Below are 15146 nucleotides of genomic sequence, written 5' to 3' on the forward strand. Positions count from 1 at the left end.
GGGGCCGTTCGCGCATTCGGCGCGTGGCGAACTGGCTACGCGTGCTCGACGATCGAGGGTGGCTGGACCACTCGCGCGCGCACGGCGTCGAGCTCCGCATCGCGCGTGTCCGCGTCCCACCCGAGGAGCGCCCCCAGCGCGCCCGCGAGGATGACGAGGGCGGCGTCGTCGGCGCGGCCCGTGAAGCCCAAGTCGGTGCGGCGCAGCACCACGTCGGCGAGGCGTGCGACGTGCTCGCGCTGCACCATCCATTCGAGCTCGCGCACGGTGAGGTCATCGCCCAGCAGCGGCTCGTCGGAACCTTCGGCGAGGAACGCCGCGACCTCGCGGGCACGGGTGCCGTACCGCTCGAGCAGCTTCCTCGTTCTCGGCGAATCCTCTCCGAGGTGCAGGCGGCGCCACGCCGCCTGATCCGATTCGGTGCGCGGCCAGTCGCGCCCGCCGCCGATCACCCGCCCGACGGTGCTCTCGATGCGCTCCGCTCCGAGCAGGCCGAGAACCGTCGTGGCCAGGTGCTCGCCGAGCGCCCGGAACGTCGTCCATTTGCCGCCGACGAGGCTCACGGTCGGCACCGACCCGCTGGGGTGATCCACGACGATGCGGTAGTCGCGCGAGACGAAGCCGGGCGCCATGTCGTCGTGACGGGGCAGGGGACGGATCCCCGAGAAGCGGTAGACGATCTGCGACCGGTCGACGGCGATCCGGGGGAAGACGATCCGGATGAGGTCGAAGAAGTAGTCGACCTCGGCCTCGGTGCACTGCACGGGCTCGCGGGGGTCGGCGTCGATGTCGGTCGTGCCCACCATCACGCGGTCCTTGAGCGGGTAGATCAGCACGATGCGTCCGTCGGAGTTCTCGAAGAAGATCTCGCGTCCCGCGGTGGCGGCCAGCAGCTCCGGGTGGTCCAGCACGATGTGCGACCCCTTGGTGCCGCCGAGAAAGCGGGTGCGCGTTCCCAGCGCCTCGTTCGTGAGATCCGTCCACGGCCCGGAGGCGTTGACCACGACGTCGGCCGCCACCGTGAACTCCTCGCCCGTGAGGTGGTCGCGCAGGCGCACGCCCTGTGCGGAGCGACCCACCGCCTCGACGTAGTTCACGGCTCGCCCGCCCTCGGCCTCGCCGTCGAGCAGCACATCGAGCGCCAGGCGCTCCGGATCGTGCATCGACGCGTCGAAGTAGGTCGCGGTGTACTTCAGGTCGGGGTTCAGTGCCGGAAGCTGAGCGAGCGAGCGGCGACGACCGTGGAAGGCATGACGCGGGGCCACCCGCCCGGCGCCCGAGAAGGCGTCGTACAGCACAAGACCCGCTTTGATCAGGGCCGCGCCCCGCTCGACGGGTGGGCCGGATCGGTGCGTGAGGAACCGCAGCGGCGCGGTGAGGATGCCCGAGAAGGTCGAGAAGATCGGGATCGTCGTCCGCAGCGGCTTCACGTAGTGCGGAGCGGTCTTGAGCAGGCCGTTGCGCTCCTGCACCGACTCCTTCACGAGCCGGAACTCGCCGTTCTCGAGATAGCGGATGCCGCCGTGGATCATGTGGCTCGACGCCGACGACGCCCCGGAGGCGAAGTCGCCGCGTTCGACGAGCAGCACGTCGACTCCCTGCAGCGCGAGATCGCGGAACGTCGAGATGCCGTTGATGCCGCCGCCGATGACGAGCACCTGGGCTCGTGGGCGCTCCCGGATGGCGGTGACCTGCTGGCGCTGCATGGCGTCCCCTCTCCCTGGGCTTCTACGCCCTAGCCTATGGAGCCATGGACTATGTGGTCTCTATCGATCAGGGAACGACCAGCACGCGCGCCATCGTGTTCGACCGCGCGGGCCGTCCGGTCGCGACCGGCCAGCTCGAGCATCGGCAGCTCTTCCCGCGGCCCGGCTGGGTGGAGCACGACGCGACCGAGATCTGGGCGAACACCCGCCAGGTGATCGGCATGGCTCTCTCGAAGGCCGACATCACGCGGCACGACGTGGCCGCCATCGGCATCACGAACCAGCGAGAGACCGTGGTCGTCTGGGACGGGAAGACGGGCAGACCGATCCATCCGGCGATCGTGTGGCAGGACACCCGTACTCAGGCCGACGTGGACGCCCTGGCGGCCGACGGGGGCGCGGATCGCTTCGCCGACGTCACGGGGCTGCCGCTGGCGACCTACTTCTCCGCGACGAAGATCGCCTGGATCCTGGACCACGTCGAGGGGGCACGGGCGCGCGCGGAGGCCGGGGAGCTGCTGTTCGGCACCACCGACACGTGGGTGCTGTGGAACCTCACGGGGGGACCGAGGGGCGGCGTCCACGTCACCGACGTGACGAACGCGAGCCGCACGCTGCTGATGGACCTGCGCACGCTCGACTGGCGTGAGGACCTCCTCGAGGCCTTCCGCGTGCCGCGGGCGATGCTGCCGGAGATCCGATCCTCATCCGAGGTGTACGGGCACGCCTCGTCGCAGAGCCTGCTGCGCGAGACGCCCATCGCCGGCATCCTGGGCGACCAGCAGGCCGCGACCTTCGGTCAGGCCGCATTCGAGCGCGGGGAGTCGAAGAACACCTACGGCACGGGCAACTTCCTCATCCTGAACACCGGTGAGGAGATCGTGCGATCGCGGCATGGCCTCATCACGACGGTCGCGTACCGGCTGGGGGAGCAGGCGCCGCGTTACGCGCTGGAGGGCTCGATCGCGGTCACCGGATCGCTCATCCAGTGGCTCCGGGACAACCTCGGAATCATCGGCAGCGCCCCCGATGTCGAGCCGCTCGCGGCGAGTGTCGACGACAACGGCGGCGTGGTGATCGTCCCTGCCTTCTCCGGCCTGTTCGCTCCGCACTGGCGCCCTGACGCCCGCGGCGCGATCCTCGGCCTCACGCGCTACGCGACGAAGGCGCATATCGCGCGGGCGGCGCTCGAGTCGGTGGCGCTGCAGACGCGCGAGGTGATCGACGCCGTCTGCGCCGATGCGGGCGTGGCCGTCGAGGAGCTCCGCGCCGACGGCGGCATGGTGGCGAACGACCTGCTGATGCAGTTCCAGGCGGACGTGCTGGGGGTGCCCGTGCTGCGACCGGCGGTCGTCGAGACCACCGCGCTGGGCGCCGCCTACGCCGCCGGGCTGGCGGTGGGCTTCTGGTCGGGCCTCGACGAGCTCCGCGACCTCTGGCGCGAGGACCGCCGCTGGGAGCCCGCCATGCCGGCCGACGAACGCGACGCCCACCTCGCGCGCTGGCGCGATGCCGTGCCGCGCACGTTCGACTGGGCCTGAGCGCCCGCGGCGTCAGAGGCGCAGGCGGTCGCGGCGCGAGGGGCCGTTGCGGAACTCGCGGATGAGCGAGCGCGCCACCTCGCGCAGATCCCCGTCGGACGCCTCGGCGACGATCAGCTGGCGCTGGTAGCTGGCGCCGCGCTCCAGGATCTCGGCGATGCCGGCGAACTCGCGTTCGCACTTCAGCTCGAGGGCGATGGGCTCGAGGCGCTCGAGCGTCTCTCGCAGGTGCTCGCGCACCGGCACCTGAGTGCCCTCGCGGTCCACGATGACGCGGGCCTCGAGGCCGAAGCGCGCGGCGCGCCACTTGTTCTCCCGCACATACCAGGGCTGCAGGATCGGCAGCTCCCTGCCCTCGTCGAGATCCCGGGAGAAGGATTCGACGAGCGTCTGCACCAGCGCGGCGACGGCGGCGAGCTCGGGCAGCGTCGACATGCCGTCGCACGCCCGCACCTCGATCGTTCCCCAGCGGGGAGCGGGCCGGATGTCCCAACGCACCTCGGTGGCATCGTCCATCACGCCCGTGCGCTGCATGTCGTCGAGATACGCCTCGTACTCGTCCCACGTCTGAAGCTGCCACGGCAGGCCCGCCGTCGGCAGCTGCTGGAACACCAGCGCACGGTTCGACGCGTAGCCCGTGCGCTCGCCCGCCCAGAACGGGCTGGACGCCGACAGCGCCTGCAGGTGGGGAAGATAGCCGGACAGCGCGTGGATGATCGGCAGCACCTTGTCGACGTCCTCGACGCCCACGTGCACGTGGATGCCCCAGATCATCATGTTGCGCCCCCACCACTGGGTGCGCTCGATGAGCGTGTGGTACCTCGTCTTGTCGGTGACGGTCTGGTCGAACCAGCGCGCGAAGGGGTGGCTGCCCGCGCACATCAGCTCGATGCCGAGTGGATCGGTCTGCGAGCGGACGGCGTCGATCGCGTCCGAGATGTCATCGACGGCCGCCGCCACCGTGTCGCCGATGCCGCTGGTGATCTCGATCGTGTTCGTCAGCAGCTCCTGCGTGACGGTGTGCCGTTCGAGCGCTGTCGCCTCCTCGAGCGCGGGGACGATCTCGGGCGCGCGGCCGACGAGATCTCCGGTTGTCTCGTCTGCCAGCATGAGCTCCCACTCGATGCCGACCGTCGAGCGGGCGGAGGTGGCGAAGGTGATCGTCATGTCGCCAGTGTGTGGGTGCGGCGCGCCCAGCGGCAAGCTGTACGCGACCCGGCGCGTCATCTGGCAGAATGGAGGGTCGGACCGGGTGCTCGACCCTCTATCCAGCATCCAGAGTCCTCCTATTGAGCTTCCGCCGGAGTGCACCCCACTACCTGGCGACTGGTTCGCTTCGTTTCCACACCATTCAGGAGAATCGTGGCTGTCAAGATCCGTCTCAAGCGCCTGGGCAAGATCCGTGCGCCTTACTACCGCATCGTCGTCGCCGACTCGCGCACCAAGCGCGACGGTCGTGTGATCGAGGAGATCGGCAAGTACCACCCGACCGAGGAGCCCTCGTTCATCGAGGTCGACTCGGATCGCGCGCAGTACTGGCTCTCCGTCGGCGCGCAGCCGACCGAGCAGGTCGCCGCCATCCTCAAGATCACGGGTGACTGGGGCAAGTTCAAGGGCGACAAGGACGCCGTGAGCACGCTCAAGACCCGCGAGGACAAGACCGGCTACGTCGCCGACTCCGCCAAGAAGTCGGTCGTCAAGCCCAAGGTCGAGAAGAAGGCCGAGGCCGCTGAGGCCCCCGCCGACGCTGAGGTCGCCGACGAGGCCGCCGAGGCCGAGGCCGCAGAGTAATCGTGCTGGCCGCCGCGCTCGAGCACCTCGTCAAGGGGATCGTGGATCACCCGGACGACGTGCGCATCGACTCGTCCACGTCGTCGCGTGGGGATGTGCTGGAAGTGCATGTCCACGCCGACGACCGCGGACGTGTCATCGGGCGCGGCGGCCGTACCGCGAAGGCTCTGCGTACGCTCGTCGCCGCCCTCGCGGCCGGCACGCGCGTCCGCGTCGACGTCGCGGACGACTGAACGTGAGCGCGCAGCCCAAGAATCAGCTCCGCGTCGGCCGTCTCGTCAAGGCCCACGGCCTCAAGGGCGCCCTCAAGCTCGAGCTGTACACGGATGACCCCGATGGGCGTTTCACGCCCGGGGCGTCCTTCACCCTTCAGGTTCCCGAGCAGTCGGAATGGCACGGCAAGACCGTCACCGTCCGCGAGTTCCGCTGGATGAACGCCCAGGCCGTCGTCTTCTTCGAGGGAGTGGACGACCGCAACGCCGCCGACACCCTCGTGCGCGCCATCCTCTGGATCGACGAGGACGAGGACGCGCCCGCCGAGGACGACGCCTGGTACGACCACCAGCTCATCGGCCTCGACGTCGTGCGCGAGGGCACCGTGGTGGGCAAGGTCGCCCGCGTCGACCATTTCCCGGCGCAGGACCTGCTCATCGTCGCCGCGGGCGAGAGCGAGATCCTCGTTCCGTTCGTCAAGGCGATCGTGCCCGAGGTCGACCTCGCCGCGGGCCGCGTCATCGTCACGCCGCCCGCCGGCCTCTTCGAGGAGCTGCCGGATGATCCGGCTCCCGCCGCGTCCGGCGACGACGCCTCCGCGGAGGCTCCCGGAACCTCGGCCTGATCCCATGCGGATCGACATCGTCACGATCTTCCCGGCGTTCTTCGACGTCCTGGATGTCTCGCTGATCGGAAAGGCCCGCGAGAAGGGCCTGCTCGATCTGCGCGTCCATGATCTCCGTGACGCCACCACCGATCGCCACCGCACGGTCGACGACACGCCCTATGGCGGCGGCGCCGGCATGGTCATGAAGCCGGAGCCGTGGGGCGCCACGCTCGATGCCATCCTCGGTGACGACGCCGTGCTCGTTGTGCCGACGCCGTCCGGCGAGGTGTTCCGGCAGTCGCTGGCACGGGAGCTCGCGCAGGAGAAGCAGCTCGTCTTCGCGTGCGGACGCTATGAGGGCATCGACCAGCGGGTGATCGACCACTACGCCGCGCGCGGGCGCGTGCGGCTCGTCTCGATCGGCGACTACGTGCTCAACGGAGGCGAAGTGGCCTCGATGGCCATGATCGAGGCCATCACCCGCCTCATCCCGGGATTCATGGGCAATCCGGAGAGCCTCGTAGAGGAGTCGCACGAGGACGGCCTGCTCGAGTACCCGATCTACACCAAGCCCGCGATCTGGCGCGACCTCGAGGTGCCGCCGGTGCTGCTCAGCGGCAACCACGGCGCCGTGGCCGCCTGGCGCAAGGAGCAGTCGCTCGAGCGCACGCGCGAGCGCCGCCCCGACCTGCTCGCCGACTGATCGGCGAGCGCTGCGGCGCCGCGTCGGCGTGGGGCATCCTGGTTCGGTGACCCAGCCCTCCCTCCTGCTCGATCGCCTGCGCGCCGCGGGGATCACCGACGTCGTCTCCGTCGAGACCGCCTCCGGCGGACTCGCCGCCGACGCGGGGCTCGCGCATCTGAACAACGGCACGACGCTGTTCGTGAAGACCTTTCCGGATCCGCCGGGGGACGACGCGTTCGCCACCGAGGCGGAGGGGCTGGAGGTGCTGCGTGCACGCGGCGGCATCGCCACCCCCGAGGTGATCGTGGCGACGCGGGATCTGCTGGTGCTCGAGTCTCTCGCCCCACGCCCGCAGGACGAGCGGTTCTGGGCGGACTTCGCGCACGCTCTCGCCCGCCACCACACGGTCACGCGGCATGACCGGTTCGGCTGGCACCGCGACAACTGGCTCGGCCGCCGCCGTCAGCACAACGCCTGGAGCGACGACGGCTTCGCCTTCTTCGCCGAGCGGCGCCTCCTACGCTGGCTCGATGAGCCGAAGGTGTTCGCCGCGCTCGGCAAGGCGGGCCGCGCCCAGCTCGAGCGGCTGTGCGCTCGGCTCCCGGAGATCCTGCCCGATGCCCCCGCGTGTCTCGTGCACGGCGACCTCTGGGCTTACAACGTGATGGCGACGGCCGACGGCGCCGCGGCCCTCATCGATCCGGCGGTGTCGTACACCTGGGCCGAGGTCGACCTGGCACATCTGTGGACGACGGCCCCGCCCGCCGAGGCCGCCGGCTTCTTCGATCTCTACGCCGAGCTGACCGGGCTGGATCGCGCGTGGCGAGAGCGGATGCCCGTCATCCAGCTGCGTCAGCATCTCGCGGTCATCGCGCAGTTCGAGCCCGACTGGGGCGCCGCCGCGATCGCCCGGGAGACGCTCGCGCGGTTCTGACCCCCGCGCGACTCTCCGCCACGACGCCCGATGGACGGGCGGCTCACACCACCTTCTCGGCCGTGACGACGGCGTGCTTGAACTCGGGCATCGACGAGATCGGATCGAGCCGCTCGCTCGTGAGCAGGTTCGCGCTGTCGGCACCGGGGTAGTGGAACGGCAGGAACACCGTGTCGGGGCGGATGTCGGCGCTGAGTCCGACGCGCGCCTCGACGGCCGCGCGCGGGGTGGACAGCCGCACGAGATCGCCGTCCGCCAGGCCGCGCGCGCGTGCGGTCGCCGGATGCAGCTGGGCGACGAGTTCGGGCTCGGCGTCGGCCAGCTCGGCGACGCGACGCGTCTGGGCACCGGACTGATAGTGCGACAGCAGGCGGCCGGTGATGAGGCTGAGATCGGATCCGCGGGGCGTCTCGGGTGCACTCGCGCGCACGGCGACGAGGCGGGCACGCCCGTCGGGGTGCGCGAAGGAGGCGGCGAAAAGCCTCGGGGTGCCCGTGCTGCCGGCAGGGAAGGGCCAATGCGCCTCGATCCCCTCGTCGAGGAGCGCGTGACTGAGGCCGGAGTAGTCGGCGATGCCGCCCTCGGAGGCGCGGGCCAGCTCGTCGAACACGACGGAGGGCTCGAGGTCCCAGGTGCCCGGAGCCTCGAGACGGCGCGCGAGCTCGGACATGATCCACAGCTCGCTGCGGGCGCCGGCGGGCGGGGCGATCGCGCGACGGCGACGGATGACACGTCCCTCGAGGTTGGTCATGGTGCCCTCCTCCTCGGCCCACTGCAGCACCGGCAGCACAACGTCGGCGAGGGCGGCGGTCTCCGAGAGCACGAAGTCGCTCACCACCAGGAGGTCGAGCCTGCCCAGGGCGTCGCGGATCGACTGGACGTCGGGGGAGGAGACCACCACGTTGGAACCGTGCACGAGCAGCGCACGCACCCCGCCCGGACGGCCGCTGGATCGCAGCAGCTGCACGGCAGGGATTCCTGCGCCGGGGATGATCGAGGGGTCCACGCCCCAGACGCCGGCGACGTGCTCGCGCGCTCTCGGGTCGTCGATCCTGCGATAGCCGGGGAGCTGGTCCGCCTTCTGGCCGTGCTCGCGACCGCCCTGACCGTTGCCCTGGCCCGTGAGCGTGCCGTAGCCGCTGCCGGGACGACCCGGCAGGCCGAGCAGCAGCGCGAGGTTGATCGCGGCGGTGGCCGTGTCGGTGCCGTCGGCATGCTGCTCGACGCCGCGTCCGGTGAGGATGTATGCCGAGCTCGACTGGGCGAGCGTGCGGGCGAGGGAGCGGATGGTCGCGGCCGGCACGCCGGTGGCGACCTCGGCCCGCTCCGGCCACCACAGGGAGACCGACCGCCGCAGGGAGTCGAAGCCCGTCGTGCGCTCTGCCACATAACGCGCGTCGTACAGGCTCTCGGCGATGACCACATGGATCAGGCCGAGCAGAAGCGCGAGGTCGCTCCCCGGCACCGGCTGGATGTGCTGCCCGCCCCCGTCGGAGGTGAGCGCCGCCGTCGAGCTGCGACGCGGATCCACCACGATCAGCCCGCCGCGCGCGCGGGCCCCCTGCAGATGAGAGACGAAGGGCGGCATCGTGTCGCCGACGTTCGAGCCCAGCATCAGGATGGTCTCGGCCGTATCGAGATCGCTGAGGGGGAACGGCAGCCCACGGTCCACTCCGAAGGCGCGGTTCGCAGCGGCGGCCGCCGAGGACATGCAGAAGCGGCCGTTGTAGTCGATGCGGGACGTGCGCAGTGCGATCCGGGCGAATTTGCCCAGCTGGTAGGCCTTCTCGTTCGTGAGGCCGCCTCCGCCGAAGACGCCGATCGCATCCCGACCGCTCTCCGACTGGATCGCGGTGATCCGCGCTGCGATGAGGTCGAGCGCGTCGTCCCAGGTGGTGGGCTCGAGCCGCCCGTCGGCGCGGCGCACCAGCGGAGCCGTGAGCCGGTCGGTCGTGCCGAGCAGCTCCGTCGAGGTCCATCCTTTGCGGCAGAGGCCTCCGCGGTTGGTCGGGAAGTCCCGCCCGTCCACGGCGACCGGGAGCCGCTCACCCGGCGTGGGGGTGAGGGTCATGGCGCACTGGAGCGCGCAGTAGGGGCAGTGGGTGTCCGCGACGCGCGCGCCGTCCTGGGCGGTGCGGAGGGCGGTCACGCGGTCGCTCCCAGTCGCGCGTCGATGAGTTCGGCGATGCGCGACCTGCAGCCGCCGCAGCCGGTGCCGGCGCGCGTGCACCTGCCGACCTCGGCGACGGTGTCGCAGCCCTCGGCGACGGCGTCCTCGATCGCACCCGCGGTGACGGCGTTGCACACGCAGATGGTGGCTTCGCGGCCCGTGGGGCGCGGTCCCTGATCCTCCTCGGCGTCCAGGCGCAGCAGCAGCGACCTGTCGGCGGGAAGCTCACCGCGTCGCCCGTAGAGCACCGACAGCTCGGCGCCGGTGCGGGGCATGCCCACCGACACGAAGCCCGTCAGCGCCCCGTCCCGGCTCACCATCTTGACGTACGTGCCGTGCTCCGGATCGGCCCACATGGACACGCCGAGCGGCGTCTCGCCGGCCACGACCGGCGCGAAGGGATCCGCCGACACGTCGCCCGCAGAGATGAGGTCGACCTGCTCGGCCTTCAGCGCGACCACGCCGGGGACCTCCTCCGAGAACGACGTGGAGATCGCCCCCTCCCACTCCTCGCGCAGCGATCTCGCGAGGAACTCGGCCTGTCGCCATCCGGGGCCGATGAGCCCGCTCGGACCGCCCGGCACGTCATGACTGTGCGTGTGCACGGTGTCGGCGATGTGGGCGCAATCGCCGATCGCCGCGATGTCCGGATCTGTCCAGGAGCGCAGGCGGTCGTCGACGAGCACGCCGCGGCCGGTGCGCAGTCCCGCGGCCTCGGCGAGCTCGGTGCGGGCGCGGACGCCGCACGAGAGCACAAGCAGGTCGCCCTCGATGCGCTTGCCGTCCGAGCTCACCAGGGCCTGGAAGCGCCGGACGCCGTCGGCGTCGGGCCGGGCGATGATCGCCTCCGCGCGGGTGTGCGGCCACACCCGCACACCCGCCGTCTCGAGCGCGGCGGCCAGCACGGAGGCCGATCCGCGATCGAGGTGGCGAGGCATCGGCATAGGACCGAAGTGCGCCACGTGGGGCATCGCGCCGGCCCGCGCCAGCAGCAGGGCGAGCTCGATGCCGAGGACGCCGGCGCCGAGGATGACCACGCGCCCTCCGGTGGCGACGACCCGTCGCACGCGCTCGGCATCCTCCGGCGAACGCAGCACCACCACTCCGCGAGTGAGGTCGGTGTCGAGCCCGGTCGCATCCGCGCCGAGGTGCTCGAGCCCGTCCAGGCGCGGCACCACGGCGCGGGCACCCGTCGCGAGCACGACCCGGTCATAGGCGACCCGTGTGTCGTCGGTGAGCACGACCTCCCGCGCCGCGCGGTCGATCGCCGAGACCCGCACTCCGGCGAGCACCTCCGCCCCCGCCGCGCGCAGCTCGCCCGTGTCGGCGATCACGAGATCGGACATCTCGAGCTCGCCGCTCGCGTACTCCGCGAGCAGCACGCGGTTGTACGGCTCGACTCTCTCGGCGCCGACCACGGTGAGGTGGACGCGCCCCGAGGCGATGTCGGGGAGGAGCTCTTCGGCGAAGCGCACGCCGACCGGCCCGAAGCCGATCAGCACAACGCGCAGGGCGGGGGCGGTCATGCAGGTGTCCTCAGATGCGCTGGCCGGCGAGCGAGGAGCGCGGCACGAGGTAGACGGCGGCGGTGACGGCGAGCAGCACGGCGTAGGCGGCGATGAAGCACCAGAACGCCGTCTCGTAGCCGCCCGTCGCAGACTTCGATGCGCCGAGCACCTGCGGGATCAGGAAGCCGCCGTACGCGCCGATGGCCGCGATCAGGCCGAGCGCGGCGGCCCCGCGGCGCTGGGTCGACACCGAGTGCGCGTCGCCGCCGTTGGCCGCACCGCGCGCGGCGAAGATCGCGGGGATCATCCGGTAGGTCGATCCGTTGCCCATGCCGGTCGCCACGAACAGCACCAGGAAGCATCCGAGGAAGACCCAGAAGCTGCCCAGCGGCAGGGTCAGGATCAGCGCGAGGGTCGCGAGGATCATGACCGAGAACGAGATCACGGTCATCCGGGCCCCGCCGAAGCGATCCGCGAGCTTGCCGCCGTAGGGACGCGAGAGAGATCCGACGAGCGCGCCGAGGAAGGCGAGCGACAGCGATGCGGCGCCGACGTGGAAGGTCGAGAACTCGGGGAACTGGTCCGCGATGAGCTTCGGGAAGACCCCGGCGAAGCCGATGAAGGAGCCGAACGTGCCGATGTACAGCAGCGCCATGACCCACAGGTGGGGCTCGCGCAGCGCCGAGGCGGCACCGGCGAAGTCGGCCTTCGCCGAGGACAGGTTGTCCATGTAGCGCCATGCGCCCCACATAGCCACGAGGATGAGAGGGATCCACATCCATCCGGCGAGCTGGATGTTGAGGGTGCCCGCAGCTCCGAGGGTGACGACGATCGGCACGGCGAGCTGAGCGATCGCGGTGCCGATGTTGCCGCCCGCGGCGTTCAGGCCCAGCGCCCAGCCCTTCTCCTTCTGCGGGAAGAAGTAGGTGATGTTCGCCATGGAGCTGGCGAAGTTGCCGCCACCCACGCCGCCGAGCGCGGCGATCAGCAGGAGCACGCCGAACGGGGTCTCCGGGTTCTGCACGGCGAAGCCGAGCAGCGTGGCGGGGATCAGCAGAAGCCCGGCCGAGACGATGGTCCAGTTGCGGCCGCCGAACAGCGCAACGGCGAACGTGTAGGGGAAGCGCAGCGTGGCGCCCACGAGCGAGGGGAGCGAGATCAGCCAGAACGTCTCGGTGGTCGTCAGCTCGAAGCCCGCGGCCGGCAGCAGCACCACCACGATGCTCCACAGCTGCCAGATGATGAATCCGAGGAACTCGGCGAAGATCGACCAGCCCAGGTTGCGCTTGGCGATCGCGCGGCCGGTGGACGCCCAGAACGACGGATCCTCGGCGTTCCAGCCGTCGATCCATCGACCGGGGCGGAATGTGAGCTCGGTGGGCGCCTCGACGGCGGCCGGGGTGGGGGTGGTGCTCATCGGGGTGGTGCTCAAGGTCGGTGCCATGGCTACTCCTCAGGACGGGCGGGGTGTTGCTCCGACGCTAGAAGTCGCGTGTTTCCGAGCGCCCTGCACGGCGGTTTCGCCGGAGTCACCTTTCACCCACCGGATCGGCGGCGGACCGTTGAGAGGTTCGTCACACGTTCGAAACATCGGGCGGAGCGGGCGCGCACCGTCATCCTTAGACTCGGGGAATGGACGAGTCGGGAGGGGCTGCGCGCGCGGCCGTCATCACCGTCAGCGACCGGTCCTCGCGTGGCGAACGCGGCGACCTGTCCGGACCGGAGGCCGTCGCGGCACTTCGTGTGGCCGGTTTCGAGTGCCCCGATGCCGTGATCGTGCCCGATGGTGCGGAGAGCGTCGAGCGTGCGCTGGTGGCCATGATCGCGGCCGGCTCCCGGCTCATCGTCACCACCGGCGGCACGGGTCTGGGGCCCCGGGATGAGACGCCCGAGGGCACCCGGGTGCTGCTCGAGCGCGAGATCCCCGGCATCTCCGAGGAGCTGCGCCGCATCGGCGCCGCCGAGAAGCCCGCGGGCATGCTCTCACGCGGCCTGGCGGGTGTGGCTCGCGGAGCCCTGATCGTGAACCTGCCCGGATCGCCCGCCGCCGTCCGCAGCGGCATGCCCGTCGTCCTGTCGGTCGCGAAGCACGTCATCGCACAGCTCGCAGGGGAGGACCACTGACATGGCGGATGTGCGCATCGCCCGGATCTCGGCGGATCCGATCCTGCTCGCCGACCACCTGAGTGCGATCGACGATCGCCGCGCGGGCGCCGAGACGACGTTCGTCGGGCGCGTGCGCGATCACGATCCCGATGCGGCGGGGCCCGTGGAGGCCCTTGAATACACCGCCCACCCGGATGCCGAGAAGGCCCTGCACACCATCGCCGCGCGTGCGGCGGGGGCGCACGATGCCATCATCGCGGTCAGCCACCGGGTGGGTCGCCTGGTGGTCGGCGACGCGGCGGTGGTCATCGCGGTGGCGGCGGCTCATCGGGCGGAGGCCTTCGCCGCGTGCCGAGACGTCATCGAGGACATCAAGCGCGAGCTGCCGGTCTGGAAGCGGCAGCTCGAAGAGGACGGCACCGCCGGCTGGAAGGGCCTCGGCGGCTGAACCTGCCGATGCGACAAATATCGGTCATTCTTCGCGACCTGCGGCATTGCCGAGCGCCGGAGACGAGCGCATCCTCGAAACAAGGGCGGCTTTCAACGTCGAAGGCCGGCAGATCGGAGGATCGTATGTCCATCGCAGTGACCGGAGCCTCAGGACGACTGGGCTCCTTCGCCATCGACGCGCTCATCGCCCGCGGCGTCTCGCCCACCGACATCGTCGCCATCACCCGCACCCCCGAGGGGGTGCGCTTCCGCGACCGCGCCGTGACGGTGCGCCAGGCCGACTACAACGACCCGGCATCCATGGACCTCGCCTTCCGCGGTGTCGAGCGACTGCTGCTCATCGCGAGCACGGAGGTCGGTCACCGGCTGACCCAGCACCGCAACGTGATCGCCGCCGCCGAGCGCGCCTGGGTCGGCTGCCTCGTCTACACCAGCTCGCTCGGAGCCGACTCGGGTCATCCGGCTCTCGAGGAGCACCGCCAGACGGAGGAGGCACTCGGGCGGTCCGGCATCCCCGCGACGATCCTGCGTAACGGGGCCTATCTCGACACGTTTATGGAGCGCGCGCAGCGCGACGTCGCGCGCGGCGAGGTCGTCGGCGGCACCGGCCGGGTCTCGGCGGCGCATCGGCGCGACTACGCGGATGCGGCGGCCGCCGCCATCCTCACGCCCCGGGCGGGGCGTGTGTACGAGCTCGGCGGCGAGACCTTCACGGCGGAGGACTACGTGCGCGAGCTCTCTCGCGCCGCCGGTCGGCCGATCGCCTTCCGGCGCAGCGAGGAGAACCAGGGCCTGGGCGACGTGCTCTCGACCGACTCGGACGAGCTGCGGATGCTGCTCGGGCACCGGCCGACCTCGCTCGGTGAGGCGGTCGATCTCGCGCTGGCCGGGGCGCTCCACCCCGCCTGAGCTCAGCCGCCCGCGAAGGGCGGCAGCACATCCACGTGCTGCGCGCCCGCGAGCGGGGCGTCGTCGTCACGACGCTCACCGTCCACGAGCACGGCGCAGCGCGGCAGGATCCCGCCGAGGCCCGCGTACTCCGCGGCCAGAGCGGCGCGGAGCTCTCCCAGCGTGGCCTCTGTGCGGTCCTCCTCGGCGCGTCCGGCGGCTTCGGCCGCCGCGGCGAAGTAGCGGACGCGCGTCATGCCGACCACGACTTCGCGAGATCCGTGACGTCGGAGACCGCGTTCTCGACGGCTTCCCGCGATCCGCCCGCACGCCCCGCTGCCAGCCCGGCGAGGAACGCCGTCAGCGGAGCCGCGGGGCGTGCGACCCCGTGCGCCACGTCGCGCGCGAGGTCGAGGATCAGGGGGATGTCGATGTCGTCGGGGTCGAGGCCCAGGCGCGTCGCGGCCGCGCGGGCCCACTCGTCCAGCGCCTCCGGGGGAAGCGTGCGCTCATTGCCTGTGGTCATCGGAACTCGGCTCCTTCGTCG

The 15146-nt window shown here is 71.2% G+C and carries 16 protein-coding genes; 9 read left to right on the forward strand and 7 right to left on the reverse strand.

The window, feature by feature from the left end; genetic code table 11:
- Positions 1 to 35 precede the first annotated feature (35 nt).
- Positions 36 to 1706, reverse strand: coding sequence for a glycerol-3-phosphate dehydrogenase/oxidase (locus tag J5V96_RS10595; protein ID WP_208503599.1), 1671 nt, complete (start codon positions 1704 to 1706; stop codon positions 36 to 38).
- A 44-nt stretch (positions 1707 to 1750) separates the two neighbouring features.
- On the opposite strand from J5V96_RS10595, the gene glpK reads away from it, so the two are divergent.
- A complete protein-coding gene (glpK, locus tag J5V96_RS10600) occupies positions 1751 to 3247 on the forward strand; it encodes a glycerol kinase GlpK (protein ID WP_208503601.1) in 1497 nt (498 codons plus the stop codon).
- Positions 3248 to 3259: 12 nt separating this feature from the next.
- On the opposite strand, the gene J5V96_RS10605 is transcribed toward glpK, so the two are convergent.
- A complete protein-coding gene (locus tag J5V96_RS10605) occupies positions 3260 to 4414 on the reverse strand; it encodes a glutamate--cysteine ligase (protein ID WP_208503603.1) in 1155 nt (384 codons plus the stop codon).
- A gap of 195 nt (positions 4415 to 4609) precedes the next feature.
- Here J5V96_RS10605 and rpsP point away from each other — a divergent pair, with 195 nt between their 5' ends.
- Genes rpsP through J5V96_RS10630 form a run of 5 tightly spaced genes read left to right on the forward strand, consistent with a single transcriptional unit; the run spans position 4610 to position 7477 of the window.
- Entirely contained in the window at positions 4610 to 5038 is a 429-nt protein-coding gene (gene rpsP / locus J5V96_RS10610; RefSeq protein WP_208503605.1) for a 30S ribosomal protein S16, read from the forward strand.
- A gap of 2 nt (positions 5039 to 5040) precedes the next feature.
- A complete protein-coding gene (locus J5V96_RS10615) occupies positions 5041 to 5271 on the forward strand; it encodes an RNA-binding protein (protein ID WP_208503607.1) in 231 nt (76 codons plus the stop codon).
- Positions 5268 to 5876, forward strand: a complete 609-nt coding sequence (gene rimM / locus J5V96_RS10620; RefSeq protein ID WP_372439943.1) for a ribosome maturation factor RimM — start codon at positions 5268 to 5270, stop codon at positions 5874 to 5876. The genes J5V96_RS10615 and rimM overlap by 4 nt, the downstream gene beginning before the upstream one ends.
- A 4-nt stretch (positions 5877 to 5880) precedes the next feature.
- Positions 5881 to 6561: a tRNA (guanosine(37)-N1)-methyltransferase TrmD gene (gene trmD, locus J5V96_RS10625; RefSeq protein ID WP_208503611.1), complete on the forward strand. Its 681-nt coding sequence runs from the start codon at positions 5881 to 5883 to the stop codon at positions 6559 to 6561.
- Positions 6562 to 6607: 46 nt separating this feature from the next.
- Positions 6608 to 7477: a fructosamine kinase family protein gene (locus J5V96_RS10630; protein ID WP_208503613.1), complete on the forward strand. Its 870-nt coding sequence runs from the start codon at positions 6608 to 6610 to the stop codon at positions 7475 to 7477.
- A 43-nt stretch (positions 7478 to 7520) separates the two neighbouring features.
- Here the strand turns inward: J5V96_RS10630 and J5V96_RS10635 are convergent, their stop codons facing one another.
- Genes J5V96_RS10635 through J5V96_RS10645 form a run of 3 tightly spaced genes read right to left on the reverse strand, consistent with a single transcriptional unit; the run spans position 7521 to position 12599 of the window.
- The gene (locus J5V96_RS10635; protein WP_307793590.1) at positions 7521 to 9626 is read right to left on the reverse strand and encodes a molybdopterin oxidoreductase family protein; all 2106 of its coding nucleotides are present in this window, start codon (positions 9624 to 9626) and stop codon (positions 7521 to 7523) included.
- Positions 9623 to 11173: an FAD-dependent oxidoreductase gene (locus J5V96_RS10640; protein WP_208503615.1), complete on the reverse strand. Its 1551-nt coding sequence runs from the start codon at positions 11171 to 11173 to the stop codon at positions 9623 to 9625. The genes J5V96_RS10635 and J5V96_RS10640 overlap by 4 nt, the downstream gene beginning before the upstream one ends.
- Before the next feature lie 10 nt (positions 11174 to 11183).
- Positions 11184 to 12599, reverse strand: a complete 1416-nt coding sequence (locus J5V96_RS10645; protein WP_372439940.1) for an MFS transporter — start codon at positions 12597 to 12599, stop codon at positions 11184 to 11186.
- A gap of 188 nt (positions 12600 to 12787) precedes the next feature.
- On the opposite strand from J5V96_RS10645, the gene J5V96_RS10650 reads away from it, so the two are divergent.
- The 3 genes from J5V96_RS10650 (at position 12788) to J5V96_RS10660 (ending at position 14620) form a co-directional block, all read left to right on the forward strand.
- Positions 12788 to 13279, forward strand: coding sequence for a MogA/MoaB family molybdenum cofactor biosynthesis protein (locus J5V96_RS10650; protein WP_208503617.1), 492 nt, complete (start codon positions 12788 to 12790; stop codon positions 13277 to 13279).
- Position 13280: 1 nt separating this feature from the next.
- Positions 13281 to 13709, forward strand: coding sequence for a molybdenum cofactor biosynthesis protein MoaE (locus tag J5V96_RS10655; protein WP_208503619.1), 429 nt, complete (start codon positions 13281 to 13283; stop codon positions 13707 to 13709).
- Positions 13710 to 13834: 125 nt separating this feature from the next.
- Positions 13835 to 14620, forward strand: a complete 786-nt coding sequence (locus J5V96_RS10660; protein WP_208503622.1) for an NAD(P)H-binding protein — start codon at positions 13835 to 13837, stop codon at positions 14618 to 14620.
- Between the two features lie 2 nt (positions 14621 to 14622).
- On the opposite strand, the gene J5V96_RS10665 is transcribed toward J5V96_RS10660, so the two are convergent.
- Positions 14623 to 14856, reverse strand: a complete 234-nt coding sequence (locus tag J5V96_RS10665; protein WP_208503624.1) for a MoaD/ThiS family protein — start codon at positions 14854 to 14856, stop codon at positions 14623 to 14625.
- Positions 14853 to 15125, reverse strand: coding sequence for a DUF6457 domain-containing protein (locus J5V96_RS10670; RefSeq protein WP_236014745.1), 273 nt, complete (start codon positions 15123 to 15125; stop codon positions 14853 to 14855). The genes J5V96_RS10665 and J5V96_RS10670 overlap by 4 nt, the downstream gene beginning before the upstream one ends.
- Positions 15126 to 15146 lie beyond the last annotated feature (21 nt).

This window comes from Microbacterium stercoris (assembly GCF_017592545.1).
Lineage (GTDB): Bacteria > Actinomycetota > Actinomycetes > Actinomycetales > Microbacteriaceae > Microbacterium > Microbacterium stercoris.

Coding starts and splice junctions, on each gene's coding strand:
- J5V96_RS10595 (WP_208503599.1), bottom strand. CDS start 1,706: ATGCAGCGCCAGCAGGTCACCGCCATCCGGGAGCGCCCACGAGCCCAG.
- glpK (WP_208503601.1), top strand. CDS start 1,751: ATGGACTATGTGGTCTCTATCGATCAGGGAACGACCAGCACGCGCGCC.
- J5V96_RS10605 (WP_208503603.1), bottom strand. CDS start 4,414: ATGACGATCACCTTCGCCACCTCCGCCCGCTCGACGGTCGGCATCGAG.
- trmD (WP_208503611.1), top strand. CDS start 5,881: ATGCGGATCGACATCGTCACGATCTTCCCGGCGTTCTTCGACGTCCTG.
- J5V96_RS10640 (WP_208503615.1), bottom strand. CDS start 11,173: ATGACCGCCCCCGCCCTGCGCGTTGTGCTGATCGGCTTCGGGCCGGTC.
- J5V96_RS10645 (WP_372439940.1), bottom strand. CDS start 12,599: ATGGCACCGACCTTGAGCACCACCCCGATGAGCACCACCCCCACCCCG.
- J5V96_RS10650 (WP_208503617.1), top strand. CDS start 12,788: ATGGACGAGTCGGGAGGGGCTGCGCGCGCGGCCGTCATCACCGTCAGC.
- J5V96_RS10655 (WP_208503619.1), top strand. CDS start 13,281: ATGGCGGATGTGCGCATCGCCCGGATCTCGGCGGATCCGATCCTGCTC.
- J5V96_RS10660 (WP_208503622.1), top strand. CDS start 13,835: ATGTCCATCGCAGTGACCGGAGCCTCAGGACGACTGGGCTCCTTCGCC.
- J5V96_RS10665 (WP_208503624.1), bottom strand. CDS start 14,856: ATGACGCGCGTCCGCTACTTCGCCGCGGCGGCCGAAGCCGCCGGACGC.
- J5V96_RS10670 (WP_236014745.1), bottom strand. CDS start 15,125: ATGACCACAGGCAATGAGCGCACGCTTCCCCCGGAGGCGCTGGACGAG.